Source organism: Streptomyces sp. NBC_01520 (genome assembly GCF_045040375.1).
Classification (GTDB): domain Bacteria; phylum Actinomycetota; class Actinomycetes; order Streptomycetales; family Streptomycetaceae; genus Streptomyces.
Window position 1 is genome coordinate 5,015,637 of record NZ_CP109404.1, and the last position, 25,740, is coordinate 5,041,376.

Here is a 25,740-nt window from a genome sequence, read left to right on the forward strand (position 1 = left end):
ACCGCTGCTCAGGTGCCGGGCTTGCGTCCGTACACGAAGACGTCGTCGCCGTTCTTCAGCAGGTTCCAGTATGACTTCGCGTCGGAGGGCCGCATGTTGACGCAGCCCGCCGACCCGGGGTTGTTGTACATGGACTTGGTGACCGAGTGGAACGCCTGACCGCCGTCGAAGAACTGCGCGTACGGCATCCGCACGTCGTAGAGCGTCGACCAGTGGTCGATGTTCCGCCAGTAGATCTTCGTCGAACCGGTCCGCGTCTCCGCGCCGTTGCGTCCCGTCCGCACCGCGACCGGGCCGAACTTCAGCTTGCTGCCGTCCTGGATCCAGCTCAGCTGCCTGGTCAGGTCCACGCACGCGATGCGGCCCCTGTTGGTGGGGCACTTCTTCGCGGCGTTGGGGTTCTTCCCGGCCGCCTTCTGAGCGGTGATCGTCTTCATCGTGCGCCAGGTGACCGGCCCCGCGTACCCGATGGCGGGCGTGATGCCCTTCGCCACCTGGAACGAGCGGATCGCCTGGCAGTCCGCCGTCGACTGACGGCCGTCGGCGGTCCGCTTCAGGTACGTCTCGACCTGCTTCTGGTACGGACCCTTCGCCGCCGTGCAGGAAGCCGCCTGCGCGGCCGTCCCGGTGCCCAGGACCAGGGCCGGTGCGGCCAGCAGGCCGGCGACGGACAGCGCGGTACCGCGCCGCATCCGTACGCCGCGTATCTTCTCCGTGATTCTCATGTACGTCCGCTCCCCTTCGCGTTCCCGTGCGGTGCCGTGACTCCGCTTGTTGGACGCGCGCAGGGGAGCGGCGGTTGTGCCTCGGAAGGTCTCAGTTGTGCACAGATGCCGTACGCGGGGCCAGGAGGCGCTCGGTCCGCGCGGCCCGCGTCCCGAAGAGCGTGATCGACACGACGCCGAGGACCGCGAGGAGGCCCAGGGCGACGGTGCCCGCCCACCCTCCGGCGTGGAAGGCGACCGCGCCCAGCGTGCCGCCCGCGCTGGAGCCCAGGTAGTACGCGGACTGGTACAGCGCCGACGCCTGGGCGCGGCCCGTGGTCGCCGTACGGCTCACCGAGGACGAGGCGACCGCGTGCCCGGCGAAGAAGCCGGCCGTGATCAGGACCAGTCCGAGCAGGACGAAGACCAGCTGACCGGCCAGGGACAGCAGCAGACCGGCGGCCGTCGTGGAGACCGCGAGGTACAGCGCGCCCCGGCGCCCCAGCCGGGCGACCAGCCGGCCGGCCGCGGCGGAGGAGACCGTACCGACGAGGTAGACCAGGAAGACCGAGCCGACGACGCCCTGCGGGAGATTGAACGGCGCCTCGACGAGCCGGTAGCCGATCACGGTGTAGACCGCGCCGAACACCGTCATGAACAGGGCACCGATCGCGTACAGGCGGCGCAGCAGCGGGTCGGAGAGGTGGGTGCCGACGGTCTTCGCCAGCGCCTTGGGGTTCAGCGAACCGGGGGTGAAGTTCCGGGCCTTGGGGATCATGAAGTGGAACACGACCGCGCACGCGACGGCGAGCAGCCCGACGGCGCCCAGCGCCGCACGCCAGCCCCACAGCTGGGCGACCCAGCCGCCCAGGATCCGGCCACTCATCCCGCCGATGCTGTTGCCCGCCACGAACAGGCCGATCGCCGCCACCAGTGCCTTGGGCCGCACCTCCTCGGCCAGGTACGCCATCGCGGAGGCGGGCAGTCCGGCCAGTGCCGCGCCCTGGACCGCGCGCAGCGCGATCAGCCAGCCCAGCGACGGGGCGAAGGGGATGAGCATCCCGACCAGTACCGCGACCGTCAGCGACGCGGTCATCATCTGACGCCGCCCGAAGCGCTCCGAGAGGGCGCTCAGCGGCAGCACACACAGCGCCAGCGCACCGGTCGCCGCGGAGACCGTCCAGCTCGCCCGGCCGGCCGTGGCGCCGAAGGAGGCGGAGACGGCGGGCAGCAGGGCCTGGGTGGAGTACAGGAGCGCGAAGGCGGCGATCCCGGCGGCGAAGAGCGCGAAGCTCATGCGCCGGAAGCCGGGACTGCCCGGCTCCAGACGGTCCGTGGTGACCGGAGCGACGGAGGAGGCCGGGGTGAGCGGAGTGGTGGCGGCGGCGGTGGATGACGGAGCGGCGTCCAGCGTGATGGTGGACGCCCCGGTACTGGCAGGAGGCATACGTAGAACGTAGGCCGCCCGCTTTCATGCGTCCAATGCATGAATCAGCCATAATCGTTCCCATGGTGCATCAAAGCAGCTCACGGGGTCGACTGTCACCGAGCAGTTACGAAGAAGACATCCGGGCCGTGCTCGCCCCACGCCTCGCGTACTTCGAGGCCGTGGCCCGGCACGAGCACGTCACCCGCGCCGCGCACGAGCTCGGAGTCCCGCAGTCGACCCTGTCGCGCGCCATGGTCAGGCTCGAACAGGACCTGGGCGTCGCCCTGTTCGCCCGCCGGGGCCGGACCGTCTCCCTCACCCCCGCCGGCCGCACCTTCCTCGGCTCGGCCGAACGCGCGCTGGCCGAGGTCGAGAAGGCCGCCGACTCGGTCCGCGCCGACGCCGACCCGACAGCGGGCAAGGTCGCCTTCGGCTTCCTCCACACGATGGGCTCCGAGACGGTGCCCGCCCTCATCCGCGCCTTCCGGGTCGACCACCCCCGGGTCCGCTTCCAGCTCGTCCAGAACTACGGCGAGGCGATGATCGAGCGCCTGCGGGCGGGCGGCCTCGACCTCTGCCTCACCTCGCCCGTCCCGGACGCCCCGGACCTCGTCAGCCGCCGCCTCGACGAACAGCGGCTGCGCCTGGTCGTTCCCGACGACCACCGGCTGGCCGGCCGCAGGCGCGTCCGGCTCGCCGAGGCCGCCGACGAAACGTTCGTCACCCTCGAACCCGGCTACGGGCTCCGGCGGATCACCGACGACCTCTGTACGGAGGCCGGCTTCACCCCACGGGTGGCGTTCGAGGGCGAGGAGGCCGAGACCCTGCGCGGACTGGTCGCGGCAGGGCTCGGCGTCGCCCTGCTGCCGCCGCCCGCCGTCGCCCGGCCGGGCGTGGTCGAGCTGACGGTCACGGCACCGCGCGCCGCCCGCGAGATCGGGGTCGCCTGGCTGGACGGCCACCCCGACACCCCACCGGTGGCCGCCTTCAAACGCTTCCTGCTGTCCCGCCGCGGGAACCTGCTGCCCGACTGAGACCCGGTACGGCGGCGGTTCGCCGCACCGGAGCCCGGTGGCCCCTGGACCGGAACCTCAGTGGTGCCGCAAGGACTCCCCGAAGCCCGCCGCCAGCGGCATCCGCAGACCCAGCGGCGGTGGCGCGGCGAACGCGTCGGCGACCGGCCGGGCGTAGGACCGGGAGAACAGCGACCCGCGTATGAAGTCCGCGGCCAGCGCCACCACTTCGGACCGGTGCTGCCGCAGCGCGTGCCCGTCCGAGTGGACCTCGAAGCGGCAGGTGTCCCGGTTGGCCTTCTTGGCCCGCTCGGCCAGCCGGTAGGAGAGCTCCGGATCCGTCCGGGCGTCGTTCGTGCCGTGCACGATCAGCACCCGGCGCCCCGCCAGGTGCTTCACCGGCTCGGGCTCCGGCGCACCCGCGTCCGGCAGCCAGGGGGCCATCGCCAGCACGGAGGTGACGGCCTCGTGCCCGCCCGCCCGCAGCGCCGCCCGGCCCCCCATCCCGTGCCCGACGAGACAGACCGGGACGTCGCCGTAGCGCCGTACGACCTCGTCCGCAGCCCACCGCGTGTCGGCCACCGGATCCGCGTCCGCGTTCCAGCCGCGCCGGCGGTAGTGCACCACGTGCACCGCGAGACCGTCCTCCTGGCCGGCCCGCGCCAGCATCCGGGCGAACGGCAGCTGTACCGCGTACGACAAGGTGGAGGGACGGCGCCGTGATTCGGTCTCGCCGTCCGGGAGCAGCAGGGCCACGCCGCTGACCTCAGGTGGTGCTCCGGCCGTGTGAACGGCCCGTCCCAGCCTCGCAGCAGGCAGGGGAAGTGCGCGCTGTGCCATGACAGAACAGTGTCAGAAGGGCAGATGTATTCCACCCGACTTCGCGGTCACTGTTACGCATCGGCACTCAGCATTCTACGCGCGTAGGCGCTACAGTGCCCCAATGACGAGCCAGACCCTGAACGTCCCCGGTCCCGACCAGATCCGCCGCGCGCCCAAGGTGCTCCTCCACGATCATCTCGACGGTGGCCTGCGCCCCGGCACGATCGTCGAACTGGCGCGGGAGCAGGGCTACGACGCGCTGCCCGAGACCGAACCCGACAAACTCGGCATCTGGTTCCGTGAGGCGGCGGACTCCGGTTCGCTGGAGCGCTACCTGGAGACGTTCGCCCACACCTGCGCCGTCATGCAGACCCGCGACGCCCTGGTCCGGGTGGCCGCGGAGTGCGCCGAGGACCTCGCCGAGGACGGCGTCGTCTACGCCGAGGTGCGGTACGCGCCCGAGCAGCACCTCACCGAGGGGCTGACCCTCGAAGAGGTCGTCGAAGCGGTCAACGAGGGCTTCCGGGAGGGTGAGCGCCGGGCCCGCGCCAACGGCCACCGCATCCGCGTCGGCGCCCTCCTGACCGCGATGCGGCACGCCGCCCGCGCCCTGGAGATCGCCGAACTCGCCAACCGCTACCGCGACCTGGGCGTCGTCGGCTTCGACATCGCGGGCGCCGAGGCCGGCTACCCGCCCACCCGGCACCTCGACGCGTTCGAGTACCTCAAGCGCGAGAACAACCACTTCACCATCCACGCGGGCGAGGCCTTCGGGCTGCCGTCGATCTGGCAGGCCCTGCAGTGGTGCGGCGCCGACCGGCTCGGTCACGGCGTCCGCATCATCGACGACATCGAGGTCGCCGAGGACGGCAGCGTGACGCTCGGCCGTCTCGCCTCCTACGTACGGGACAAGCGCATCCCGCTGGAGCTCTGCCCGACCTCCAACCTCCAGACCGGCGCCGCGGCCTCGTACGCGGAGCACCCCATCGGGCTGCTGCGGAAGCTGCATTTCCGCGCCACGGTGAATACGGACAACCGGCTGATGAGCGGTACGAGCATGAGTCAGGAATTCGAGCGACTGACCGAGACATTCGGATACACGCTCGACGACATGCAGTGGTTCACAGTCAATGCGATGAAATCAGCGTTCATTCCTTTCGATGAACGTCTGGCCATGATCAACGAAGTCGTCAAGCCCGGATACGCGGAACTGAAGTCCGAGTGGCTCTTCCGTCAGACGGCTGCGACCAGCGGTTCTTCCCCCGTCGAAGGCTGAGCGGACCGAAAAGGAAACGGCCGGGACCGCCGAATCCCGGCCGTTTTCCGTGTCCCGGCATGTTTGCGGCAGGGGTGGTGGGCTGACTACGTTGCAGAGCCGCTCACATCCCCTTCCCCAAGGATGAATGTCACATGAAGCAGTCTGCTGTCAGGACCCTCGGTGTCGCCGCTCTCGGTGCCGCTTTCGCCGCCGCCGGTGCGGGTAGCGCCTCCGCCGTCGCACTGCCCGTCGACGCCGCGGCCGCCGCGCTGCCCGCCGGTGTCGCGCTCGACTCCGTGACCGACGCGCTGCCCGCCGTGCAGAAGGCCGCCGGCGGCCTCCTCGACCAGCAGGGCGGCAGCAGCGACCTGTCGGCCCCGGGCACCAACCTGCTCGGCGGCCTGCCCGCGGGCGGCCTGACCGGCGCCCTGCCGATCGGCGGCTGACCACCCCGTACACACCGAGGGGGCGCGCACCCGGCCAGGGTGCGCGCCCCCTCGCGTTCTCTGTGCTCCTTCTTCGGTCTCCCCGTGGTCCCGCAGGTCACCAGGCCGTCGCGGACGAGGCCTTCTCCGACGGCAGCAGCAGCCACAGCGCCAGATAGACCAGGAACTGGGGGCCGGGAAGCAGGCACGAGACCACGAAGATGATCCGCATCGTCCGTGCGGAGGTGCCGAAGCGCCGTGCCAGCGCCGCGCACACTCCACCGATCATGCGTCCGTCAACGGGGCGGGCAAGTGCGGCCATGGTGGGCTCCTTCGCGAACCGTTTGCGGGGGCGGCTCCGTCGCGCTCCCGGTACTTCCATAGTGGCTCCGCGAAGGGGTGCAAAGCATCGCTCTACGGGGCGATACCGACCCTGGAAATCGTCGGGGTCGCCCCCTGAGGGGCCTCGTTCCCGAAAGGCCGGAGCTCGTGGCCGAGCCGGGAGATGTCACCGGCCCCCGCCCGGTTCCCCCGGCGCAGCCGCGCCCGGCTCACCGGGACGACCAGCAGATGGGCGAGCGCGACACCGGTGGTGTTCAGCAGCATCGAGTCGACGTCGACGACCTGTCCCGGCACCCCGGTCTGCCCCAGCTCGATGGCCATCGAGATCAGCGCCCCGGCGGCGACCGTACGGGCCATCGAGGCCCACGGGGAGACCAGCAGCCGCCCCCCGGCCATCGGCAGCAGTACGCCCAGCGGGGCCAGCAGCAGCAGCCCTTCGCCGATCCGGCGCGCCGCCTCGACGGGGCCGAGGGCCAGGTCCGCCCTGATTCCCGCGAGCGGCTGCAGGTTCGCCGCCGTCATCCAGGGCACGTCCAGCGGGCGCAGAGTCAGCCATCCGACGAACAGCAGATGCGCGAGGAGGAGGACGACCCCCGCCGCGCGGAAATTGATGACGGCCCGGCCGTCCGAACTGTGACGCACGCACACCAAGACGCCACGACCGGCAGGATCGGTTCCGCCGCTCCGCCGTTGTACGGGTCGGTGGGAAGCCAGGGACATCGATATGGGGGTAAACCGGGCGTCCTGTCGTCTGTGGATTCCCACCGAGCGCTACGACAGTTTGACCGCGCCCAGGGTCGGGACGTTGGCGGGGCGGGACTTCGTTTCCGAGGTGCAGAGGTAGCCCCTCGGGGCGTAGCTGCCTGGGCCGCCCAGGATCACCGAGCCGCCGGAGGCCAGGGGCTCGCTCTCCGCGTACGAGCACACCAGCTGCGCCAGCGACTCCGCGGGCAGGTCCTCGGGCTGTTCGCTGAGGCGCAGCGTGCCCTTCGGGTCCCCCTCGTGGGCCTCGGTGACCCGCAGCCGCGACGGCACGTCGGTGGTGAATCCCGCACTCCGCTCGTCGGCGGACGGATCCCGCTGCAACTCGGCCAGGAGGGCCTGCGCGACCAGGACCGGGTCGGACCGGGACTCGTCGACCTCGACGGTGCGCTCCACCGTCACCAGCTGCGACGCGCAGACCAGATAGATCCGCACCGCCACGGTCTCCTGCGGCGGCGCGCTCGCCGGCCCCGACGACGTACGGCACGGCACCCGCGAGGGTGCGGCCCCGGCGTCCACCGGCACCGACGTGCTCCTGATCCCGCAGCCCGCGGCCAGCGCCGACACGGCCACGACGGCCGCCAGCGCCGCCACGGCACGGGCCGGGCGTCCGGTCGGACGGCCCCGGCGGGGTGCGCCGTCCGTGAGCTCGCTGCGCCTCACTTCGCCTCGCCCTCCTCGTGCCGGTCGGGGTCGTTGCCGTCCTCCGGGGCGTCGGTCAGCCGCTCCGCGTCGCGCGGCAGCCGCAGGACGAACACCGCCCCGTCGCCGTCCGGCGAATTGGAGGCGGTGATGTCGCCGCCGTGGATGTGCGCGTTCTCCATGGCGATCGACAGACCCAGACCGCTGCCCTCGGAACGCGGCCGGGAGGCGCTCGCCTTGTAGAAACGGTCGAACACATGGGGCAGGACGTCCTCAGGGATGCCCGGACCGTGGTCGCGCACCTCGATGACCAGCTCGTCGTCATCGGTCCGCACCGCCACCCGTACCGGTGACCCGCCGTGCTTGAGCGCGTTGCCGATGAGATTCGCCAGGATCACGTCGAGGCGGCGCGGATCGAGCCGCACCATCATGCCGCGCTCCGCGTCCAGGTCGACCGCGTCCAGCCAGGCGCGGGCGTCGATGCAGGCGGTCACCTGGTCGGCGACGTCCACCGTGTCCAGCACCAGCCGGGCCGTACCCGCGTCGAAGCGGGTGACCTCCATGAGGTTCTCGACCAGGTCGTTCAACCGCCGGGTCTCGCTCACGACCAGATGCACGGCCGGCGCGATCATCGGGTCGAGGCTGTCCGCCTCGTCCTCCAGCACCTCGGCGACGGCGGTGATCGCGGTCAGCGGGGTCCGCAGCTCGTGCGACATGTCGGCGACGAACCTGCGGCTCGCCTCCTCCCGCGCACTCATGTCCGCGACCTTCTTCTCCAGCGAACTCGCCGTCCTGTTGAACGTACGGGAGAGATCGGCCAGTTCATCGGTTCCGGAGACCACGAGGCGGGTGTCCAGCTTGCCCTCGCCGAGCTTGCGGGCCGCGTCGCCGAGCCGCTGGACGGGCCGCAGCACGGTCGTCGCCGCGGCCTGCGCGAGCAGCGCCGAGCCGACGAGGGCCAGCGCCGTGGCGATGCCCAGGGACCAGGCCAGCGAATTGAGGTCCTGACGCTCCTGGTCGAGCGACTTCAGCATGTACCCGGCCGGGCCACCACCGATGATCTTCGTGCCGGCCACCAGGTACGGGGTGCCGCCGATGCTCGTACGCTGCCAGAACAGGTGGTACTCAAAGGTGTTGGTGGACGTCAGCGGCTGCTTCTTGTTCACCTGCTTCTGCAGCGACGCGGGCACGTCGATCTTGGTGAACGAGTCGATGTCGGAGGACCCGACGATCGGTTTGCCGTCATGGGTGTCGATCAGCAGGACGTGATAGCCGGGGCCGCTGGTCGCCATCTGCTCGGCGGCGTCCTGGAGATCGTCCCCCGTGGGCCGCAACGGCAGTGCCGCCGCCCGGTTCTGCATCTGGCGGCGGAAGTCCCCGAGCGCCGTGTCCTGCGTACGCGTCAGGACCGCCTCACGGTTGAGCCAGTACGCGATGCCCGACGCGGACACCGCGGCCGTCAGCGCCACCAGGGCGAACACGACGAGCAGCCGCAGCCGGAGGCTGGTCCAGCGAAGACCCGCGAGTATGGAACGCTTCGCGGAATCGCTCACTGAGGCGAGTCCAGCCGATAGCCCACACCACGCACGGTACGGATCAGGGTCGGCGAGGACGGCACGTCCTCCACCTTCGCGCGCAGCCGCTGCACACAGGCGTCCACGAGCCGCGAGTCACCGAGGTAGTCGTGCTCCCACACCAGCCGCAGCAACTGCTGCCGGGACAGGGCCTGACCGGGCCTGCGGCTCAGTTCGAGGAGGAGACGCAACTCGGTCGGCGTGAGCTGCAGGTCCTCCCCGCTCTTGGTGACGGTCATCGCCGAACGGTCGATGACGACACTTCCGAAGGTCGCCGAGTCGGTGGACTCGCGCTCACCACGGCGCAGCACCGCACGGATACGGGCGTCGAGCACCCGGCCCTGCACGGGTTTCACCACATAGTCGTCCGCGCCGGACTCCAGTCCCACCACGACGTCGATGTCGTCGCTGCGCGCGGTCAGCAGAATGATCGGCAACTGGTCGGTGCGCCGGATGCGTCGGCAGACCTCGAAACCGTCGATCCCGGGCAGCATCACGTCCAGCACGACGAGGTCCGGGCGTTGCTCCCTCAGCAGCTCAAGGCCGTCCTCTCCCGTCGCCGCGGTGGCCACACGGTGGCCCTGGCGTGACAGGGAGAGTTCGAGGGCCGTGCGGATGGCGTCGTCGTCCTCGATCAGCAACAGGAAAGGCACGGGGGCCATTCTGGCCCATCGGGGTGCCGTAGGACGACTGTGCCCCCTACTTGATACTCCGTACCCGGCACCTCCACGGGACGGACACGCCCCCGACATGCCCTGTGACAGGCCTGTGACAGTCGGGGGACAGGGCCATGAAACTGCCCCGGCAAGCTCATTGGCACAAGGAACGGACGGACTCCACCGATGGGGGGCGCGAGATGAACACACTGCACAGCACCACCTCAAGCGCAGTTGCCACGCGTCTCCACGACGTCGGCCGGAGCACGGAGAAGTCCGGCGCTCAGGGGGGCGTACGGGGGTGCGTCCGTGGCGCCGGGCGTCAGCACTCGTCGTACCTGACGATGGTTGACGCGCCCACGGGGGGAAACGCGTACGGGGAGGTCACGGGGGAGCGGAAGCCCCAGGCGCGGACCGAGGACGCCGAAGCGGCGTTCACGGCCTACGTCCAGGAGCGCCGCGCCTCCCTGTACGCGACCGCCTACCACCTGACCGGAGACCGGTTCGAGGCCGAGGACCTGCTGCAGAGCGCCCTCTTCTCGACGTACCGGGCGTGGGACCGGATCAGTGACAAGGCGGCGGTCGGCGGATACCTCCGCCGCACCATGACCAACCTGCACATCAGCGCATGGCGCAGGCGCAAGCTGAACGAGTACCCGACCGAGGAGCTGCCGGAGACGGTGGGCGACACGGACGCGATGCGTGGCACGGAGCTGCGGGCGGTGCTGTGGCAGGCGCTCGCGCGGCTGCCCGAACTCCAGCGCACGATGCTGGTCCTCCGCTACTACGAGGGCCGCACGGACCCGGAGATCGCGTCCATCCTCGACATCAGTGTCGGCACGGTGAAGTCGAGCATCTGGCGGTCGCTCCGCCGGCTGCGCGAGGACGAGGTCCTCAGCTTCGGCCGTGACGAGGAGGAGTCCTTCGGCGAGCTGGTGGCCTGAGGCGTACGGGGGGACACGGGGGAAAGGCCGCGGCTTCGGGGGAGGCGGCGGTACGGGGGGAACGGGCCGTCGATTCGGGGGAAGCGGCGGTACGGGGGTAGCGCGTGGAGGGGCCGGACAGGCCGGGGGGTCCTGTCCGGCCCCGCCGTGTTGTTCGCGGGTTCCGGGTTCCGGCGGGGCCGTCAGCCGCGGACCGGCGTGAGCTGCAGGTGGTCGAGGTTCCAGTTCTGGTGGGCGTCCTCGGGCAGGCTCACCCGCAGCGTGTGGTGTCCGGCGGACAGGTACCGGGTGACCCCGCTCGGCTGGAGCAGCTGCTTGCTGTGGTTGGCCGTGTCGCCTACGGCGATCCGCTCACTCACGGCGCCGCCGTCGAACGACAGCGTGTACGTGCCGGCGGGGGAGTAGGGCGAGGACACCCGGGCGGCGACGGTGTACGTACCACCGCGGGGGACGACCACGTCGTACGTGAGCCACTCGCCGGCGCGCATCCAGGAGACCCGGACGTTGCCGTCGGCGTCGCTGATGTCGACGTCCTCACCGGGCCGCATGGGCAGTCCGCCGCGGTTGTCCGTGTCGACGTCGTGATAGCCGACGCCCTCACCCGGGGGGAAGTCCTCGGCCTGTACGCGCACACCGCCGCGCGGCACCGGGTCGCCCTCACCGGTGCGCAGCCAGGATTCGGCCTTCTCCACGTCGTCGGTCCGGTTCCGCGGGGCGGCCGTTCCGGGCCGCCGTACCCGGGCTCCGCCCCGGACCCCGCTCCTCGATCGCCGGAGGGGCTTGAGCGGGCCCGCTCCGAGAGGGCTTGAACGGGGCCGCTCCGAGAGGGGTTTGATCAGGCCTGATCGGAGGGACGTGAACGGGCCTGGCCGGCCGGGGTTCTGCGGCAGCGGCCCGCCGCTGCCGCTGCCAGGCGGCCCAGGGCCTCGGGCTTTCCGCAGGGGTGGGCGCCCAGGGCCGTCTGCCGGGCCACGATGCGCCGTTCGGCCCGCATCAGGCGCCAGCCCCGCCGGAGCAGGAACGGCACCGACTTGCGGCCCTCACGCAGATCCCGCACCAGCCTCCGCCGGAACGTCGTCGACGGGCGCCCGCGCAGGCACAGCGCGTCCGCGAGGAGACCCAGCTCCTGGCAGCGCCCCACGATGTCCGCCGCGAAGATGCCCTCGGCGACGAACAGGGGCGTGCGCTCGATGTCGAGCGCCTCACGGTCGACCCGGGAGCTCGTCGAGATGTCGTACACGGGGACGTTCGTCCGCCCCGTCCGGCACAGCTCGGCGATGGCCGCGACCGCCGCGTCCGCGTCCCAGGACTGCGCCGAGTCCCAGTCGATGTCCGTGCTGCCGGTGACCACAGGCAGCGTCGGGTCGTTTCCCTCCTTGTAGAAGTCGTCCAGGCGCAGCACCGGCAGACCGGTGCGGGCGGCGAGGGAGGACTTGCCGGAGCCGGAGGGACCGGCGAGCAGCACGACTCGAGTGGGGATCGGTTGGGAACTCACAGGACAGAAGTGTGAGGCATCGACCCGTGCGGGGGATCCCCGGGAGGCCTTGTTGGTATCGAGCATCACACCTCAACTACTCTGCGCGCACGAACGACTACTCATCCAGGTGGGAAAACATGGCACGTCATGCACTGTCCAAGCCCCGGCGTCGCGCGCTGCTGCGCGCCGGTCTGACCTTCACCGCGCTGGGCGCGGCCCTCGGTGCGGGAGGCGCGGTGGCCCAGGCCGCGCCGCTGCCCGTCACCCCGGCCACCGGCGAGGACAGCACCCTCGGGGCGGTCGGCAGCGCGGCGGCGCCCGCGCTGACGAGCGCGCTCGGCTACGGGCTCGCAGGGGCCGTGGCGCCCGTCACCGATCTGCAGCTCGACCCGCTGGCCGGGACGGGCGTCGACCCGCTGGACAACGCGGTGGGTGCCCAGGTCGCCGACTTCAAGCCGGTGACCACGGCGATCGTCACCGACCCGCTGACCAGTGGCGCCGCGCTCGGCGACCTGCCGGTGGTGGGCCAGGTGACGGGCCTGATCACCGGCTGACGCCCCGCACACGGCCGCAGAGCCGCCCTCCGACCGGAAGGCGGCCCTGCGGGGCGGACGTGGGGTCAGTACGAGGAGCCGGAGGCTCCCAGGGCGCCCGTGGGGTGCCAGACCGTCTTGGTCTCCAGGAACGCCGTCAGACGGCGCGTACCCGGGTCGGCGGTCCAGTCGGCCTCGTCCACAGCCTGTGGACGAAGAGTGCGCTTCAGGTTGTCCGCCGCGGCGATCTCCAGCTCCTTCGCCAGCCCGGTGTCCCCGCCGGCACCCGTGAGGTCGATCGCGTTGACGTCCTGGTGGGATGCCAGTGGCGCGGCGATCTCCGCCGTCTTCCCCGACAGGATGTTCACCACACCGCCCGGCAGGTCCGACGTGGCCAGCACCTCGCCCAGCGAGAGCGCGGGCAGCGGGGCGTCGGCCGAGGCGATGACGACCGCGGTGTTACCCGTGGCGATCACCGGGGCGATCACCGAGACCAGACCCAGGAACGACGACTCCTGCGGGGCCAGGACCGTGACGACACCGGTCGGCTCCGGGGTGGACAGGTTGAAGTACGGCCCCGCGACCGGGTTCGCCCCGCCCACGATCTGGCCGATCTTGTCGGTCCAGCCCGCGTACCAGACCCAGCGGTCGATCGCCGCGTCGACGACGGCCGCCGCCTTGGACTTCGACAGTCCCTCGGCGTCCGCCACCTCCCGTACGAACTGCTCCCGGCGGCCCTCCAGCATCTCCGCGACGCGGTAGAGGACCTGGCCGCGGTTGTACGCGGTCGCTCCCGACCAGCCGCCGAACGCCTTGCGCGCGGCCACGACGGCGTCGCGCGCGTCCTTGCGGGAGGACTGCGGGGCGTTCGCCAGCCACCTGCCCTTGGAGTCCGTCACCTCGTACACCCGGCCGCTCTCGGAGCGGGGGAACTTGCCCCCGACGTACAGCTTGTAGGTCTTGAAGACGCTCAGTCGCCCGTCAGACATCGAGGTAGGCCTCCAGACCGTGACGGCCGCCTTCGCGGCCGAAGCCCGACTCCTTGTATCCGCCGAACGGCGAGGTCGGGTCGAACTTGTTGAACGTGTTGGCCCAGACGACGCCTGCCCGGAGCTTGCCGGCCACCGCGAGGATGCGGGAGCCCTTCTCCGTCCAGATGCCCGCCGAGAGGCCGTACTGGCTGTTGTTGGCCTTGGCGACCGCCTCGTCCGGCGTACGGAAGGAGAGCACCGACAGGACCGGGCCGAAGATCTCGTCGCGCGCGACGGTGTGCGCCTGCGTGACGTTGGTGAAGAGCGTCGGCGCGAACCAGTAGCCCGCGGACGGCAGCTCGCACGGTGCGGACCAGCGCTCGGCGCCCTCCGCCTCGCCGGTCTCGACGAGGGCGGTGATCCGGGAGAGCTGCTCCTCGGAGTTGATCGCGCCGATGTCGGTGTTCTTGTCCAGCGGGTCGCCGAGGCGGAGCGTGGACAGACGGCGCTTCAGCGAGTGCAGCAGCTCGTCCTGGACCGACTCCTGGACGAGGAGCCGCGAGCCCGCGCAGCAGACCTGGCCCTGGTTGAAGAAGATCCCGGTGACGATCCCCTCGACGGCCTGGTCGACGGGCGCGTCGTCGAAGACGATGTTGGCGCCCTTGCCGCCCAGCTCCAGCGTGGCCTTCTTGTCCGTGCCGGCGATCTGGCGGGCGATGGCCTTGCCGACCGCGGTCGATCCCGTGAAGGCGACCTTGTTGACGTCGGGGTGCTCGACGAGGGCCGAGCCCGCGTCCCCGTAGCCCGTCAGGATGTTGACGACGCCCTTGGGCAGGCCCGCCTGACGGCAGATGTCCGCGAAGAACAGCGCGGACAGGGGGGTCGTCTCCGCCGGCTTCAGCACGACCGTGTTGCCGGTGGCGAGCGCCGGGGCGATCTTCCACGCGAGCATCAGGAGCGGGAAGTTCCACGGGATGATCTGGCCGGCCACACCCAGCGGGCGCGGGTTCGCCCCGTACCCGGCGTGGTCGAGCTTGTCGGCCCAGCCCGCGTAGTAGAAGAAGTGCGCGGCGACCAGCGGGAGGTCCGCGTCGCGGGTCTCCTTGATCGGCTTGCCGTTGTCCAGGGTCTCCAGGACGGCCAGCTCGCGCGAGCGCTCCTGGATGATCCGGGCGATCCGGAAGAGGTACTTGGCACGCTCGGAGCCGGGCAGCGCCGACCACTTCTCGAACGCCCTGCGGGCCGCCTTCACGGCCCGGTCCACGTCCTCGGCGCCGGCGCGGGCGACCTCGGAGAGTACCTCCTCGGACGACGGGCTGACCGTCTTGAAGACCTGGCCGTCGGCGGCCTCGGTGAACTCGCCGTCGATGAACAGGCCGTACGAGGGAGCGATGTCGACGACGGAGCGGGACTCCGGAGCCGGTGCGTAGTCGAATGCAGATGCCATGGGGATCAGTCCACCGTCACGTAATCGGGGCCGGAGTAACGGCCGGTGCTGAGCTTCTGGCGCTGCATCAGCAGGTCGTTCAGCAGGCTGGAGGCGCCGAAGCGGAACCAGTGGTTGTCCAGCCAGTCCTCGCCCGCGGTCTCGTTCACCAGGACCAGGAACTTGATCGCGTCCTTGGTGGTGCGGATACCGCCCGCGGGCTTCACGCCGATCTGCACACCGGTCTGCTCCCGGAAGTCGCGCACGGCCTCCAGCATCAGCAGGGTGTTCGCCGGGGTGGCGTTGGTCGCGACCTTGCCGGTCGACGTCTTGATGAAGTCCGCGCCCGCCAGCATCCCGAGCCAGGAGGCCCGCCGGATGTTGTCGTACGTGGACAGCTCGCCGGTCTCGAAGATGACCTTCAGCCGCGCCGGGCCGCACTCGGCCTTCACGGCGAGGATCTCCTCGTACACCTTCAGATAGCGGCCGGAGAGGAAGGCGCCGCGGTCGATCACCATGTCGATCTCGTCGGCACCGGCGGCCACGGCGTCGCGGACGTCCGCGAGCTTGACGTCCAGCGCGGCACGCCCGGCGGGGAAGGCCGTCGCGACGGACGCCACCTTCACCCCGGAGCCGGCCAGGGCCGCGGCGGCGGTCGCCGCCATGTCCGGGTAGACGCAGACGGCCGCGGTGCGCGGGGTCGTACGGTCGGTCGGATCGGGGTTGACGGCCTTGGCGGCGAGAGCCCGGACCTTGCCCGGGGTGTCCGCGCCTTCCAGCGTCGTCAGGTCGATCATCGAGATGGCGAGATCGATGGCGTACGCCTTGGCGGTCGTCTTGATCGATCGGGTACCGAGGGAGGCGGCGCGCGCTTCGAGGCCGACGGTGTCGACACCGGGCAGCCCGTGCAGGAAGCGGCGCAGCGCACTGTCGGACGCCGTCGCGTCGGCGAATGCAGGTGCAGTGGTGGGCATGGTCACCACATGAGCATATCTACGCGCGTAGCGACCTGTACAGGGCCCGCCCCGATTCCGCGTCTCCCGCAGGCCGTCCGAGGCTCCCGGGCGGGCGCCCCGCCACCGCCCGTGCCCGTCAGGCAGAATCGGGACCATGACGAGCCCCACACCCCCCGCCGAGCCCGCCTACGCCGACCGGACCTTCCGTTCGGTCCCCGGGCTGGTCGGCGGTGCGCTGCTGATCCTCCTGGTCGGCTGGATCGGCGGCGACGCGGTGGTCCGGGGCAACGGGTGGGTGCCGTGGCAGGCGCTGGCCGCCCTGCTGGCCCTGATCCCGCTGATCGTGGCGTTCACGCTGCGGCCCGCGGTGTTCGCCGGTGAGGAGCGGATCCGCATCCGTAACCCGTTCCGGACGATCGTGCTGCCCTGGACCGACGTCGCCGACGTACGGGCCTCGTACTCCAGCGAGGTGTTCACCCAGGACGGCCGGAAGTACCAGCTGTGGGCGGTGCCCGTGTCGCTGCGCGAGCGCAAGCGGGCCGCGCGGAAGGCCACCCAGGCCGCGCACGACGACCCGTACGGCCGCACCTCCGCGCACGCCGACGTCCGTGACACCCACGCCCGCGCCGCCGCCGCCGACCAGGCGGTGGGTGACCTGCGGGAGCTGGCCGAGCGTGGCGCGAGGCGCACGGAGCCGAGCACGACCACGGCCTCGGTGCGCTGGGCGTTCGAGGTCATCGCCCCGGCCGTCGTCGGCGCGGTGCTGTTCGTGGTGCTGTTCGCGATCGGCTGACAACCACACCGCTCATACACCGCACACCCGCGACGCCCTCGGCCCGGCCGAGGGCGTCGCGGGGTCGGGCAACGGCTGGATCTGGCTGCTGAGACGGCGCGGACGGACGTGAGTGGTTTTCCGGTCGGTGGGAGCGCAGGGACCGGGAAATGCTGCCAAAACGGACAGGCGGGTGTCTCCGTGCTCCCACCGACCGCCAGGTGCGGGGGTCAGATGCCGGCGGCGGAGGCCAGGTCCTGCTTGATGGTGGCGAGGAGGGCGGCGGCCTTGGCGCGGGTGGCGGGGAGGGACTTGGTGTCGGGGACCGGGAGTACTACCTCCAGGTAGCACTTGAGCTTCGGCTCGGTGCCGCTCGGGCGGACGATCACCCGGGCGCCCGTCAGGTGGTAACGCAGGCCGTCGGTGGGCGGCAGGAACTCCGTGCCCTGCGACAGGTCCTCCGCCGAGGCGACGGGGAGCCCCGCCAGTGAGGTCGGGGGCTTGTCGCGCAGACGTCGCATGGCGTCCGCGATGACCGTCAGGTCCTCGACCCGGACCGACAACTGGTCCGTGGCGTGCAGCCCGTGCTCGACGGCGAGGTCGTCGAGCAGGTCGAGGAGGGTGCGGCCCTGCTCCTTGAGCACCGAGGCCAGCTCCGCGACCAGCAGGGCGGCGGTGATGCCGTCCTTGTCGCGTACACCCTCCGGGTCGACGCAGTAGCCCAGCGCCTCCTCGTAGCCGTAGCGCAGGCCCTCGACGCGGGCGATCCACTTGAAGCCCGTCAGCGTCTCCTCGTAGCCGAGACCGGCCTTCTCGGCGATCCGGCCGAGCAGGGACGACGACACGATCGACTCGGCGAACACACCCGTGACCCCACGGGACACCAGGTGGGCGGCGAGCAGTGCGCCGACCTCGTCGCCGCGCAGCATCCGCCAGCCGGCCGGGGCCGACGCGTCGGGGACGGCGACGGCGCAGCGGTCGGCGTCCGGGTCGTTGGCGATCACGAGGTCCGGGGCCGCCCGGCACGCGGTCGCGAAGGCGAGATCCATGGCGCCGGGCTCTTCCGGATTGGGGAAGGCGACGGTGGGGAACGCCGGGTCGGGGTCCGCCTGTTCGGCCACGAGTACGGGCGCGGGGAAACCGGCCCGCGCGAAGGCGGCCGTGAGGACGGAGGTGCCGACGCCGTGCATGGCGGTGTAGACGGTGCGCGCGGTACGGGGGGAGCCGGGGCTGAGGACGGCGTCCGTACGGGCCAGGTAGGCGTCCAGGACCTCGTCGCCGAGGGTCTCCCAGCCGGACTCCGGGCGCGGTACGCCGTCGAGCGGGCCGACGGCCGCGATCTCGGCGGCGATCTCCGCGTCGGCCGGGGGCACGATCTGCGAACCGTCACCCAGGTAGACCTTGTAGCCGTTGTCGCGCGGCGGGTTGTGGCTGGCCGTGACCTCCACACCCGCGACGGCCCCCAGATGCCGTATGGCGTACGCGAGGACGGGGGTCGGCAGCGGGCGGGGGAGTACGGCGGCGCGCAGCCCCGCACCCGTCATCACCGCCGCCGTGTCCCGGGCGAAGTCGGCCGACTTGTAGCGGGCGTCGTAACCGATGACGACGAGCCCGCCGGACTCACCCCGTGCCTTCAGGTACGCGGCCAGGCCGGCGGCGGCGCGGATGACGACCGAGCGGTTCATCCGCATCGGCCCGGCGCCGATCTCGCCGCGCAGGCCGGCCGTGCCGAACTGGAGCGTGCCCGCGAAGCGGTCCTCCAGCGCGCCGAGGTCCCCGGCGTCGATGAGCCCGGCGAGCTCCTCACGGGTCTCGGGGTCCGGGTCCTCGGCCAGCCAGGTCCTGGCACGGGCGATGAGGTCCTGCTGCACGGTGTCCGCCTCTCGGGGGTACGGGTGGGTGGGGGTAGCGGGGTGGGGGAGCGGGCCGCGCCCCGTCACCCGTGCGCTCAGATCCGGTCCAGCACCCGGGCCAGCAGTGCGCCCATCCGGGTGGCGGAGTCGCGGCCGGCCCGGAGGACCTCTTCGTGGTTGAGGGGCTCGCCGCTCAGGCCGGCGGCCAGATTCGTGACCAGGGAGATGCCGAGGACCTCGGCCCCCGCCTCGCGTGCCGCGATGGCCTCCAGCACGGTGGACATGCCGACGAGGTCGCCGCCCATGACACGGACCATGTTGATCTCGGCCGGGGTCTCGTAGTGCGGGCCGGGGAACTGCACGTACACGCCCTCTTCGAGGGTCTCGTCGATCTCCTTGCACAGCGCGCGCAGGCGCGGCGAGTACAGGTCGGTCAGGTCGACGAAGTTGGCGCCGATGATCGGCGACGCCGCCGTGAGGTTGATGTGGTCGCTGATGAGCACCGGCTGTCCCGGGCGCATGCCCTCGCGCAGCCCGCCGCAGCCGTTCGTCAGGACGACGGTCTTGCAGCCCGCGGCGACGGCCGTACGGACGCCGTGGGCAACGGCGGCGACGCCACGGCCCTCGTAGTAGTGGGTGCGGCCGAGGAAGACCAGGGCGCGCTTCTCGCCGATCAGGTACGAGCGGATCGTGCCGCCGTGCCCCTCCACGGCGGGAGCCGGGAACCCGGGCAGCGCGGTCACCGGGAACTCGGCCTCCGGGGCGCCGAGCGCATCGCCCGCGGGAGCCCACCCCGAGCCCATCACGAGGGCGACGTCATGGGTCTCGGCGCCGGTCAGCTCGCGCAGGCGGGCGGCGGCGTCGGCAGCGGCGGCCTGCGGGTCGCCCTGGATGTGGTCCGGAATAACAGATGCGTTCACGCGGACGAGGGTAACCGGTGATTCCCTACGCGCGTAGATGTGCAGGTGCAGAGTCTGGCCTGTCGTATTCGTACTTTCGTACAGAAGGGACGTACGGCAGCGCTCAGCAGGGGCGCTTGCGGAGCCCCATCACGTAGTCGTGGGGCGCCCCGGCGGACTCGGCGGCGTCCGCCACCTCGCCCAGATAGCGGGCCGAGGGCAGCCCGCCCTCGTAGCCGTTCAGCACGTACATCCAGGCCGGTTCCTCGCCGTCCAGGGTGTGCACGCGCACCCGCATCCGCCGGTAGATGTCGAGGCCGACACCCTCCCAGCGGTCCATCGAGTCCTCGTCCATCGGCGCCAGGTCGTACAGCGCCACGAAGACCTGGGAACGCGGCGCCTCCACCACGGTGGCCAGCGCGCCCTCCCAGCCCATCTGCTCCCCGCCGAACGTCAGCCGCCAGCCGTTGAGCCAGCCCGTGCCGCGCAGCGGGGAATGCGGAGCGCGGCGCGTCATCAGCCGCGCGTCGAGGTTGCCGGCGTACGCGGCGTAGAGCGACATGGGGTCGAGGGTACGGGAGGTGACGGGGAGCGTGCCGATTCTTCCGGTGAGGAAGGCCCCGGTCGGGACCCTGCGAAGGGTCCGGGGCCCGGCCCCGGGCGGGCGCGTTCCCGTATGGAGGGCCCCGGGGCGAAGCGGGTTGGCGCGTGCGGGACAATGAATTACGTACTGCATACGCCGGGGCGATCCCCCGGACCCCCGGCCGGGGCGGCAGACGGCCGTGGGATGACACCACGCGAGGCGGACTTTTCGTGACCCGGATCGTGATCATCGGCGGCGGCCCCGGCGGCTACGAGGCGGCACTGGTGGGCGCCCAGCTCGGCGCCGAGGTGACCGTCGTCGACTGCGACGGCCTCGGCGGCGCGTCGGTACTCACCGACTGCGTACCTTCGAAGACCCTGATCGCGACGGCCGAGGTGATGACCACGTTCGACTCCTCGTACGAGGAACTCGGCATCATCGTCGCCGACGACACGCCGCACATAGAGCAGGCGGCGCGCGTGGTCGGTGTCGACCTCGGCAAGGTCAACCGACGGGTCAAGCGCCTCGCGCTCGCCCAGTCCCACGACATCACCGCCTCCGTCACCCGGGCCGGTGCCCGGGTCATGCGCGGGCGCGGACGGCTCGAAGGCCTCCAGGCCGCCGACGGCTCCCGCCAGGTCGTGGTGACCGCCGCCGACGGCACCGAGGAGCGGCTCACCGCCGACGCGGTGCTGATCGCGACCGGAGGCCGCCCCCGGGAGATCCCGGACGCCCAGCCCGACGGCGAGCGCATCCTGAACTGGACCCAGGTCTACGACCTGAACGAGCTCCCCGAGGAGCTCATCGTGGTCGGCTCCGGCGTGACCGGCGCCGAGTTCGCCGGTGCCTACCAGGCCCTCGGCTCACGCGTCACCCTCGTCTCCTCCCGCGACCGGGTGCTGCCCGGTGAGGACCCGGACGCCGCCGCCGTCCTGGAGGACGTCTTCCGGCGCCGTGGCATGAACGTCATGGCCCGCTCCCGCGCCCAGTCCGCCAAGCGTGTCGGCGACCGCGTCGAGGTCACGCTGGCCGACGGCCGGGTCATCTCCGGTACGCACTGTCTGATGGCCGTCGGCGCGATCCCGAACACCGTGGGCATGGGCCTGGAGGAGTCCGGGGTCCAGCTCAAGGACTCCGGCCACATCCGCACCGACCGGGTCTCCCGCACCAGTGCCCCCGGCGTGTACGCGGCCGGCGACGTCACCGGGATCTTCGCCCTGGCCTCGGTCGCCGCGATGCAGGGCCGGATCGCGATGTACCACTTCCTCGGCGACGCGGTCGCCCCGCTGGATCTGAAGACCGTCTCCTCGAACGTCTTCACCGACCCCGAGATCGCCACGGTCGGCTACAGCCAGGCCGACGTCGACGCCGGCAAGATCGACGCCCGCGTCGTGAAGCTGCCGCTGCTGCGCAACCCGCGCGCCAAGATGCTGGGCATCCGGGACGGCTTCGTCAAGATCTTCTGCCGGCCGGGCACCGGCATCGTGGTCGGCGGCTGTGTCGTCGCGCCGCGGGCCAGCGAGCTCATCCACCCGATCTCGATCGCCGTCGACAACAACCTGACGGTGGAACAGATCGCGAACGCGTTCACCGTGTACCCGTCGCTGTCCGGATCGATCGCCGAAGTGGCACGGCAGTTGCACACCCGTAAGCGGGCCGGCGAGGCGTAACGTCGGCCGACGGGCCGTCAGAAACGGTCAATTGCCGGTCGAACGCGGCGAATCGGGTGATCCGGCAGGGCGTCCGGGCCGCCGTCCGGACACTCGTGAACATCGCACGAACAACAACGGGGTCTCCTATACCACTGGGGGACCCCGTGCGCGTACAACTTCCGCTATTCGGCGCAAACTGCTGAAAAGGAACCGACGGTCAGGTTACTGTCAGTTTCGTGTTCGCTGCAGAACGTCGTCAGTTGATCCTCGAAATGGTGCGTGCCAACGGGGCGGTATCGCTCCGTGAGCTCGCCCGCGTCGTCCAGACCTCCGAAGTGACCGTACGGCGGGACGTGCGTGCGCTGGAGGCAGAAGGACTCCTCGACCGCCGGCATGGCGGTGCGGTTTTGCCGGGCGGTTTTACGCGGGAGTCCGGCTTTCCGCAGAAATCCCATCTCTCCACCGCGGAGAAGACGGCCATCGCCGACCTGGCCGCCGGCCTCGTCGGCGAGGGCGAGGCCATCGTGGTCGGCGCCGGAACGACCACGCAGGAGCTGGCCCGCCGGCTCGCGCGTGTTCCCGGTCTGACCGTGGTCACCAACTCGCTGCTCGTCGCCCAGGCGCTGGCCCATGCCAACCGGGTGGAAGTGGTGATGACCGGAGGCACCCTGCGCGGGAGCAACTACGCGCTCGTGGGCAGCGGGGCCGAGCAGTCCCTCCAGGGGCTGCGGGTGTCGCGGGCGTTCCTCTCCGGGAGCGGGCTGACCGCGGAGCGCGGGCTGTCCACGTCCAACATGCTCTCCGCGAGCGTCGACCGGGCGCTGGTGCAGGCGGCCGCGGAGGTGGTGGTCCTGGCGGACCACACCAAGCTCGGCTCCGACACCATGTTCCAGACGGTGCCGACGGAGCTCATCACCCGCCTGGTGACGGACGAACCACCGGCCCACGACGAGCGGGCGGCCACGGAGCTGCAGGCTCTGGCGGACCAGGGTGTCGAGATCACGGTGACGGGGCCGGACGCGGAGTCCGTGGGCGGTGACAGTGCTCCGGGGCACCGGCCACGGAGAGAGATGCCGCTGCCCGGCCAGCGGCGCACCCAGCCGGGCGGGCACGGGGGGCCGGGGGGCCTCGGGCCGCAGTTGCGGAGTGCGGCGGCGCTGGCGGAGGGGTCGGCCGAGCGGGGGCGGGTCGCGGATCTGCGGCGGCGGTAGGAGGTTTTCGGGGCTCCGCCCCGGACCCCGCTCCTCAATCGCCGGAGGGGCTTGGTCTGGGTGCCTGGTCGGTTGGGTCTGCGGTTGGCGGAGGGGCTTGAGATGGCGCCCTGGTCGGTTGGGTCTGCGGTTGGCGGAGGGCCTGGTTCGGGCGCCCCTGACCCCGTTCCTCAATGGCCGGAGGGGCTTGGTCCGGGTGCCCTGGTCGGTTGGGTCTGCGGTTGGCGGAGGGGCTGGTTCGGGCGCCCCTGACCCCGTTCCTCAATCGCCGGAGGGGCTTGGTCCGGGTGCCCGGGTCAGGTGGTTGCCTTCAGGCCCTGGAGGGTCAGGAGCAGGAGGCGGTCGGCCAGTTCCGGGTCTGTGGGGGACTGTTCCGCGGCCAGGGCGATCGCGTTCGTCAGTTGCAGCAGGTCGTCGATCGAGACGTCCGCCCGCACCGAACCACTCGACTGCGCCCGCTCCAGCAACCGCGCCCCCGCCTGACGCAGCGGTACATGGCACTGCGTCAGCGCCGAGGTCTCGTCACCCGAGGCCGACATGAGGGCCTGGGCCAGGCCGTGGTACTCACCCGCATGAGTGACGATCGCACCCAGCCACTCCACCAGCGCCGTGCACGGCCGCTCCGCCTCCGCCAGTTCGCGGGAGCGGGTGAGCAGTGCCGCCAGGGCCTCCTGGAACACCGCGTTCATCAGCGCGTGCCGGTTCGGGAAGTGGCGGTACAGCGTGCCGATGCCCACCCCCGCGTGCCGGGCGATGTCCTCCAGTGAGGCATCCGTGCCGTGCGCCGCGAACGAGACACGGGCCTCGCTCAGCAGCCGGTCGTAGTTGCGGCGCGCGTCGGCGCGCATCGGCCGGGCCGGTGTCGGTGCCGTGCTCATCGCCATCGCGCTGCCCTCCTGGTGGTCCGCTCGGGTCCAGGATGCCACCGAGGGCCCCGGCTCTGTCGGCGCGGAGGTGCGCGGACAGGGCCGGGGCCCTCGGGAGGCGTGCTGCGTCAGTCCTTGATCTCGCAGATCAGGGCACCGGAGGAGACCGAGGTGCCGACCTCCGCGGTCAGGCCCTTGACCGTGCCGGAGCGGTGCGCGTTGAGCGGCTGCTCCATCTTCATGGCCTCCAGGACGACGACGAGGTCGCCTTCCTTGACCTCCTGGCCCTCCTCGACCGCGATCTTGACGATCGTCCCCTGCATCGGGGAGGCGAGGGTGTCGCCGGAGGCCGCGGAGCCGGCCTTCTTCGCCGCGCGGCGCTTCGGCTTCGCACCGGCCGCCAGGCCCGTACGCGCCAGACTCATGCCGAGCGAGGAGGGCAGGGAGACCTCCAGGCGCTTCCCGCCGACCTCGACGACGACCGTCTCGCGGCCGGTCTCCTCGTCCGCGTCCACGTCCGTGGGGACGGTGAACGGCTTGATCTCGTTGACGAACTCCGTCTCGATCCAGCGGGTGTGCACGCGGAACGGGTCCGCGGTGAACGCCGGGTCGACGACGACCGCGCGGTGGAACGGGATGGCCGTGGCCATGCCCTCGACGTTGAACTCGCCGAGCGCGCGCGCCGCGCGCTGCAGAGCCTGCTCACGTGTCGCACCGGTCACGATCAGCTTGGCCAGCAGGGAGTCCCACGCCGGGCCGATCACCGAACCGCTCTCGACGCCCGCGTCCAGGCGGACACCGGGGCCGGTCGGCGGGGCGAACGTGGTGACGGTGCCGGGGGCGGGCAGGAAGCCGCGGCCCGGGTCCTCGCCGTTGATCCGGAATTCGAACGAGTGGCCGCGCACGGCCGGGTCGCCGTAGCCGAGCTCCTCGCCGTCCGCGATGCGGAACATCTCGCGTACGAGGTCGATGCCGGTGACCTCCTCGGTGACCGGATGCTCCACCTGGAGGCGCGTGTTGACCTCCAGGAAGGAGATCGTCCCGTCCGTGCCGACCAGGAACTCCACGGTGCCCGCGCCGACGTAACCGGCTTCCTTCAGGATCGCCTTCGACGCCGCGTACAGCTCGGCGTTCTGTGCCTCGGAGAGGAACGGCGCCGGGGCCTCCTCGACCAGCTTCTGGTGCCGGCGCTGCAGGGAGCAGTCACGGGTGGAGACGACGACCACGTTGCCGTGGGTGTCGGCCAGGCACTGGGTCTCGACGTGCCGCGGCCTGTCGAGGTAGCGCTCGACGAAGCACTCGCCCCGGCCGAAGGCCGCGACGGCCTCGCGGACCGCGGAGTCGTACAGCTCCGGGATCTCCTCCAGCGTGCGGGCCACCTTCAGGCCGCGGCCACCGCCACCGAAGGCGGCCTTGATCGCGATCGGCAGGCCGTTCTTCTCGGCGAAGTCGACGACCTCGGCGGAACCGCTCACCGGGTCCGGCGTGCCGGCCACCAGCGGGGCGCCCGCGCGCTGCGCGATGTGACGGGCCGCCACCTTGTCGCCCAGGTCACGGATGGCCTGCGGCGGCGGGCCGATCCAGGTCAGACCCGCGTCCAGCACGGCCTGGGCGAAGTCGGCGTTCTCCGACAGGAAGCCGTAGCCGGGGTGGATCGCGTCCGCCCCCGAGTCCTTGGCTGCCTGGAGCACCTTGGCCATGTCCAGGTAGCTGGCGGCCGGGGTGTCACCGCCCAGAGCGAACGCCTCGTCGGCCGCGCGGACATGCAGAGCGTCCCGGTCCGGATCGGCGTAGACGGCTACGCTCGCAATTCCGGCATCCTGGCAAGCCCGAGCAACGCGGACAGCGATTTCGCCACGGTTGGCGATGAGCACCTTGCGCACGATGACTCCCTCCTTGAGAACAAGCTGAGTTTAGGGACAACCGACACGGACGTACGACCCGTCCCCAATGGTGAACTTGCCCACACG

Annotated in this window: 26 protein-coding genes; 8 read left to right on the plus strand and 18 right to left on the minus strand. The window is 71.4% G+C overall.

All coding sequences use genetic code 11. The annotated features are described in order from the left end of the window. Positions 1–8: 8 nt before the first annotated feature. A complete protein-coding gene (locus OG524_RS22940; RefSeq protein WP_405811599.1) occupies positions 9–725 on the minus strand; it encodes a L,D-transpeptidase family protein in 717 nt (238 codons plus the stop codon). A 91-nt stretch (positions 726–816) separates the two neighbouring features. After that, on the minus strand, positions 817–2,151 hold the full coding sequence (locus OG524_RS22945; protein WP_405811600.1) for an MFS transporter: 1,335 nt from the start codon (positions 2,149–2,151) through the stop codon (positions 817–819). A 62-nt stretch (positions 2,152–2,213) separates the two neighbouring features. Here OG524_RS22945 and OG524_RS22950 point away from each other — a divergent pair, with 62 nt between their 5' ends. Next, entirely contained in the window at positions 2,214–3,167 is a 954-nt protein-coding gene (locus OG524_RS22950) for a LysR family transcriptional regulator (RefSeq protein WP_405388972.1), read from the plus strand. Between the two features lie 57 nt (positions 3,168–3,224). Here the strand turns inward: OG524_RS22950 and OG524_RS22955 are convergent, their stop codons facing one another. Further along, positions 3,225–3,986: an alpha/beta hydrolase family protein gene (locus OG524_RS22955; RefSeq protein ID WP_405388971.1), complete on the minus strand. Its 762-nt coding sequence runs from the start codon at positions 3,984–3,986 to the stop codon at positions 3,225–3,227. A gap of 103 nt (positions 3,987–4,089) precedes the next feature. Between OG524_RS22955 and OG524_RS22960 the strand changes: the two genes are divergently transcribed. Together OG524_RS22960 and OG524_RS22965 are read left to right on the plus strand one after the other, a co-directional pair. After that, on the plus strand, positions 4,090–5,244 hold the full coding sequence (locus OG524_RS22960) for an adenosine deaminase (protein ID WP_405388970.1): 1,155 nt from the start codon (positions 4,090–4,092) through the stop codon (positions 5,242–5,244). Between the two features lie 134 nt (positions 5,245–5,378). Beyond that, a complete protein-coding gene (locus tag OG524_RS22965) occupies positions 5,379–5,672 on the plus strand; it encodes a hypothetical protein (RefSeq protein ID WP_405388969.1) in 294 nt (97 codons plus the stop codon). A 97-nt stretch (positions 5,673–5,769) separates the two neighbouring features. On the opposite strand, the gene OG524_RS22970 is transcribed toward OG524_RS22965, so the two are convergent. The 5 genes from OG524_RS22970 to afsQ1 all read right to left on the minus strand — a co-directional run bounded on the left by OG524_RS22970 (position 5,770) and on the right by afsQ1 (position 9,624). Then, the gene (locus OG524_RS22970; protein ID WP_405388968.1) at positions 5,770–5,973 is read right to left on the minus strand and encodes a PspC domain-containing protein; all 204 of its coding nucleotides are present in this window, start codon (positions 5,971–5,973) and stop codon (positions 5,770–5,772) included. Positions 5,974–6,065: 92 nt separating this feature from the next. Beyond that, complete coding sequence (locus OG524_RS22975; RefSeq protein WP_405388967.1) at positions 6,066–6,641, minus strand: VanZ family protein; 576 nt, start codon at positions 6,639–6,641, stop codon at positions 6,066–6,068. Positions 6,642–6,764: 123 nt separating this feature from the next. Further along, the gene (locus OG524_RS22980) at positions 6,765–7,418 is read right to left on the minus strand and encodes a hypothetical protein (RefSeq protein ID WP_405388966.1); all 654 of its coding nucleotides are present in this window, start codon (positions 7,416–7,418) and stop codon (positions 6,765–6,767) included. Further along, positions 7,415–8,950 (minus strand): ATP-binding protein, encoded by a 1,536-nt coding sequence (locus OG524_RS22985; protein ID WP_405388965.1) that lies wholly within the window; start codon positions 8,948–8,950, stop codon positions 7,415–7,417. The genes OG524_RS22980 and OG524_RS22985 overlap by 4 nt, the downstream gene beginning before the upstream one ends. Next, entirely contained in the window at positions 8,947–9,624 is a 678-nt protein-coding gene (afsQ1, locus tag OG524_RS22990; RefSeq protein ID WP_384500782.1) for a two-component system response regulator AfsQ1, read from the minus strand. Before afsQ1 ends, OG524_RS22985 begins: the two co-directional genes overlap by 4 nt. A gap of 203 nt (positions 9,625–9,827) precedes the next feature. Between afsQ1 and OG524_RS22995 the strand changes: the two genes are divergently transcribed. Continuing rightward, positions 9,828–10,571 carry a SigE family RNA polymerase sigma factor gene (locus OG524_RS22995; RefSeq protein WP_405388964.1) on the plus strand — a complete coding sequence of 248 codons (744 nt, stop codon included), beginning with the start codon at positions 9,828–9,830 and terminating at the stop codon, positions 10,569–10,571. Between the two features lie 182 nt (positions 10,572–10,753). Here OG524_RS22995 and OG524_RS23000 read toward each other — a convergent pair whose 3' ends face one another. Next, the gene (locus OG524_RS23000) at positions 10,754–11,263 is read right to left on the minus strand and encodes a carbohydrate-binding protein (RefSeq protein ID WP_405388963.1); all 510 of its coding nucleotides are present in this window, start codon (positions 11,261–11,263) and stop codon (positions 10,754–10,756) included. Between the two features lie 143 nt (positions 11,264–11,406). Then, on the minus strand, positions 11,407–12,132 hold the full coding sequence (locus tag OG524_RS23005) for a uridine kinase (protein WP_405388962.1): 726 nt from the start codon (positions 12,130–12,132) through the stop codon (positions 11,407–11,409). A 53-nt stretch (positions 12,133–12,185) separates the two neighbouring features. Between OG524_RS23005 and OG524_RS23010 the strand changes: the two genes are divergently transcribed. Continuing rightward, entirely contained in the window at positions 12,186–12,602 is a 417-nt protein-coding gene (locus tag OG524_RS23010; protein ID WP_405388961.1) for a hypothetical protein, read from the plus strand. 65 nt (positions 12,603–12,667) lie between these two features. Here OG524_RS23010 and OG524_RS23015 read toward each other — a convergent pair whose 3' ends face one another. Genes OG524_RS23015 through deoC form a run of 3 tightly spaced genes read right to left on the minus strand, consistent with a single transcriptional unit; the run spans position 12,668 to position 15,952 of the window. Then, entirely contained in the window at positions 12,668–13,570 is a 903-nt protein-coding gene (locus OG524_RS23015; RefSeq protein ID WP_405811601.1) for an aldehyde dehydrogenase family protein, read from the minus strand. Further along, on the minus strand, positions 13,563–14,999 hold the full coding sequence (locus OG524_RS23020; RefSeq protein ID WP_405811602.1) for an aldehyde dehydrogenase family protein: 1,437 nt from the start codon (positions 14,997–14,999) through the stop codon (positions 13,563–13,565). Before OG524_RS23020 ends, OG524_RS23015 begins: the two co-directional genes overlap by 8 nt. Positions 15,000–15,004: 5 nt before the next feature. Then, the gene (gene deoC, locus OG524_RS23025) at positions 15,005–15,952 is read right to left on the minus strand and encodes a deoxyribose-phosphate aldolase (RefSeq protein ID WP_405393120.1); all 948 of its coding nucleotides are present in this window, start codon (positions 15,950–15,952) and stop codon (positions 15,005–15,007) included. Between the two features lie 136 nt (positions 15,953–16,088). Between deoC and OG524_RS23030 the strand changes: the two genes are divergently transcribed. After that, positions 16,089–16,727: a PH domain-containing protein gene (locus OG524_RS23030; protein WP_405388957.1), complete on the plus strand. Its 639-nt coding sequence runs from the start codon at positions 16,089–16,091 to the stop codon at positions 16,725–16,727. Between the two features lie 209 nt (positions 16,728–16,936). On the opposite strand, the gene OG524_RS23035 is transcribed toward OG524_RS23030, so the two are convergent. The 3 genes from OG524_RS23035 to OG524_RS23045 form a co-directional block, all read right to left on the minus strand. Continuing rightward, positions 16,937–18,577 carry a phospho-sugar mutase gene (locus OG524_RS23035; RefSeq protein WP_405811603.1) on the minus strand — a complete coding sequence of 547 codons (1,641 nt, stop codon included), beginning with the start codon at positions 18,575–18,577 and terminating at the stop codon, positions 16,937–16,939. A 77-nt stretch (positions 18,578–18,654) separates the two neighbouring features. Then, positions 18,655–19,479, minus strand: coding sequence for a purine-nucleoside phosphorylase (locus OG524_RS23040; protein ID WP_405388955.1), 825 nt, complete (start codon positions 19,477–19,479; stop codon positions 18,655–18,657). A 103-nt stretch (positions 19,480–19,582) separates the two neighbouring features. Then, on the minus strand, positions 19,583–20,020 hold the full coding sequence (locus tag OG524_RS23045) for a gamma-glutamylcyclotransferase (RefSeq protein WP_028439081.1): 438 nt from the start codon (positions 20,018–20,020) through the stop codon (positions 19,583–19,585). Positions 20,021–20,271: 251 nt separating this feature from the next. On the opposite strand from OG524_RS23045, the gene OG524_RS23050 reads away from it, so the two are divergent. Both OG524_RS23050 and OG524_RS23055 read left to right on the plus strand, forming a co-directional pair. Next, positions 20,272–21,711: an NAD(P)H-quinone dehydrogenase gene (locus OG524_RS23050; protein ID WP_405388954.1), complete on the plus strand. Its 1,440-nt coding sequence runs from the start codon at positions 20,272–20,274 to the stop codon at positions 21,709–21,711. A gap of 218 nt (positions 21,712–21,929) precedes the next feature. Next, entirely contained in the window at positions 21,930–22,904 is a 975-nt protein-coding gene (locus OG524_RS23055) for a DeoR/GlpR family DNA-binding transcription regulator (protein ID WP_405811604.1), read from the plus strand. A gap of 296 nt (positions 22,905–23,200) precedes the next feature. On the opposite strand, the gene OG524_RS23060 is transcribed toward OG524_RS23055, so the two are convergent. Together OG524_RS23060 and OG524_RS23065 are read right to left on the minus strand one after the other, a co-directional pair. Continuing rightward, entirely contained in the window at positions 23,201–23,788 is a 588-nt protein-coding gene (locus OG524_RS23060) for a TetR/AcrR family transcriptional regulator (protein ID WP_405388952.1), read from the minus strand. Between the two features lie 110 nt (positions 23,789–23,898). Further along, positions 23,899–25,653 carry an acetyl/propionyl/methylcrotonyl-CoA carboxylase subunit alpha gene (locus tag OG524_RS23065; protein ID WP_405388951.1) on the minus strand — a complete coding sequence of 585 codons (1,755 nt, stop codon included), beginning with the start codon at positions 25,651–25,653 and terminating at the stop codon, positions 23,899–23,901. Positions 25,654–25,740 lie beyond the last annotated feature (87 nt).

Coding starts and splice junctions, on each gene's coding strand:
- OG524_RS23030 (WP_405388957.1), top strand. CDS start 16,089: ATGACGAGCCCCACACCCCCCGCCGAGCCCGCCTACGCCGACCGGACC.
- OG524_RS23015 (WP_405811601.1), bottom strand. CDS start 13,570: ATGTCTGACGGGCGACTGAGCGTCTTCAAGACCTACAAGCTGTACGTC.
- OG524_RS23060 (WP_405388952.1), bottom strand. CDS start 23,788: ATGGCGATGAGCACGGCACCGACACCGGCCCGGCCGATGCGCGCCGAC.
- OG524_RS22960 (WP_405388970.1), top strand. CDS start 4,090: ATGACGAGCCAGACCCTGAACGTCCCCGGTCCCGACCAGATCCGCCGC.
- OG524_RS22970 (WP_405388968.1), bottom strand. CDS start 5,973: ATGGCCGCACTTGCCCGCCCCGTTGACGGACGCATGATCGGTGGAGTG.
- OG524_RS23045 (WP_028439081.1), bottom strand. CDS start 20,020: ATGTCGCTCTACGCCGCGTACGCCGGCAACCTCGACGCGCGGCTGATG.
- OG524_RS23010 (WP_405388961.1), top strand. CDS start 12,186: ATGGCACGTCATGCACTGTCCAAGCCCCGGCGTCGCGCGCTGCTGCGC.
- deoC (WP_405393120.1), bottom strand. CDS start 15,952: ATGCCCACCACTGCACCTGCATTCGCCGACGCGACGGCGTCCGACAGT.
- OG524_RS22965 (WP_405388969.1), top strand. CDS start 5,379: ATGAAGCAGTCTGCTGTCAGGACCCTCGGTGTCGCCGCTCTCGGTGCC.
- OG524_RS22955 (WP_405388971.1), bottom strand. CDS start 3,986: ATGGCACAGCGCGCACTTCCCCTGCCTGCTGCGAGGCTGGGACGGGCC.
- OG524_RS23005 (WP_405388962.1), bottom strand. CDS start 12,132: ATGCTCGATACCAACAAGGCCTCCCGGGGATCCCCCGCACGGGTCGAT.
- OG524_RS22940 (WP_405811599.1), bottom strand. CDS start 725: ATGAGAATCACGGAGAAGATACGCGGCGTACGGATGCGGCGCGGTACC.
- OG524_RS22995 (WP_405388964.1), top strand. CDS start 9,828: ATGAACACACTGCACAGCACCACCTCAAGCGCAGTTGCCACGCGTCTC.
- OG524_RS23020 (WP_405811602.1), bottom strand. CDS start 14,999: ATGGCATCTGCATTCGACTACGCACCGGCTCCGGAGTCCCGCTCCGTC.
- OG524_RS22950 (WP_405388972.1), top strand. CDS start 2,214: ATGGTGCATCAAAGCAGCTCACGGGGTCGACTGTCACCGAGCAGTTAC.
- OG524_RS22945 (WP_405811600.1), bottom strand. CDS start 2,151: ATGCCTCCTGCCAGTACCGGGGCGTCCACCATCACGCTGGACGCCGCT.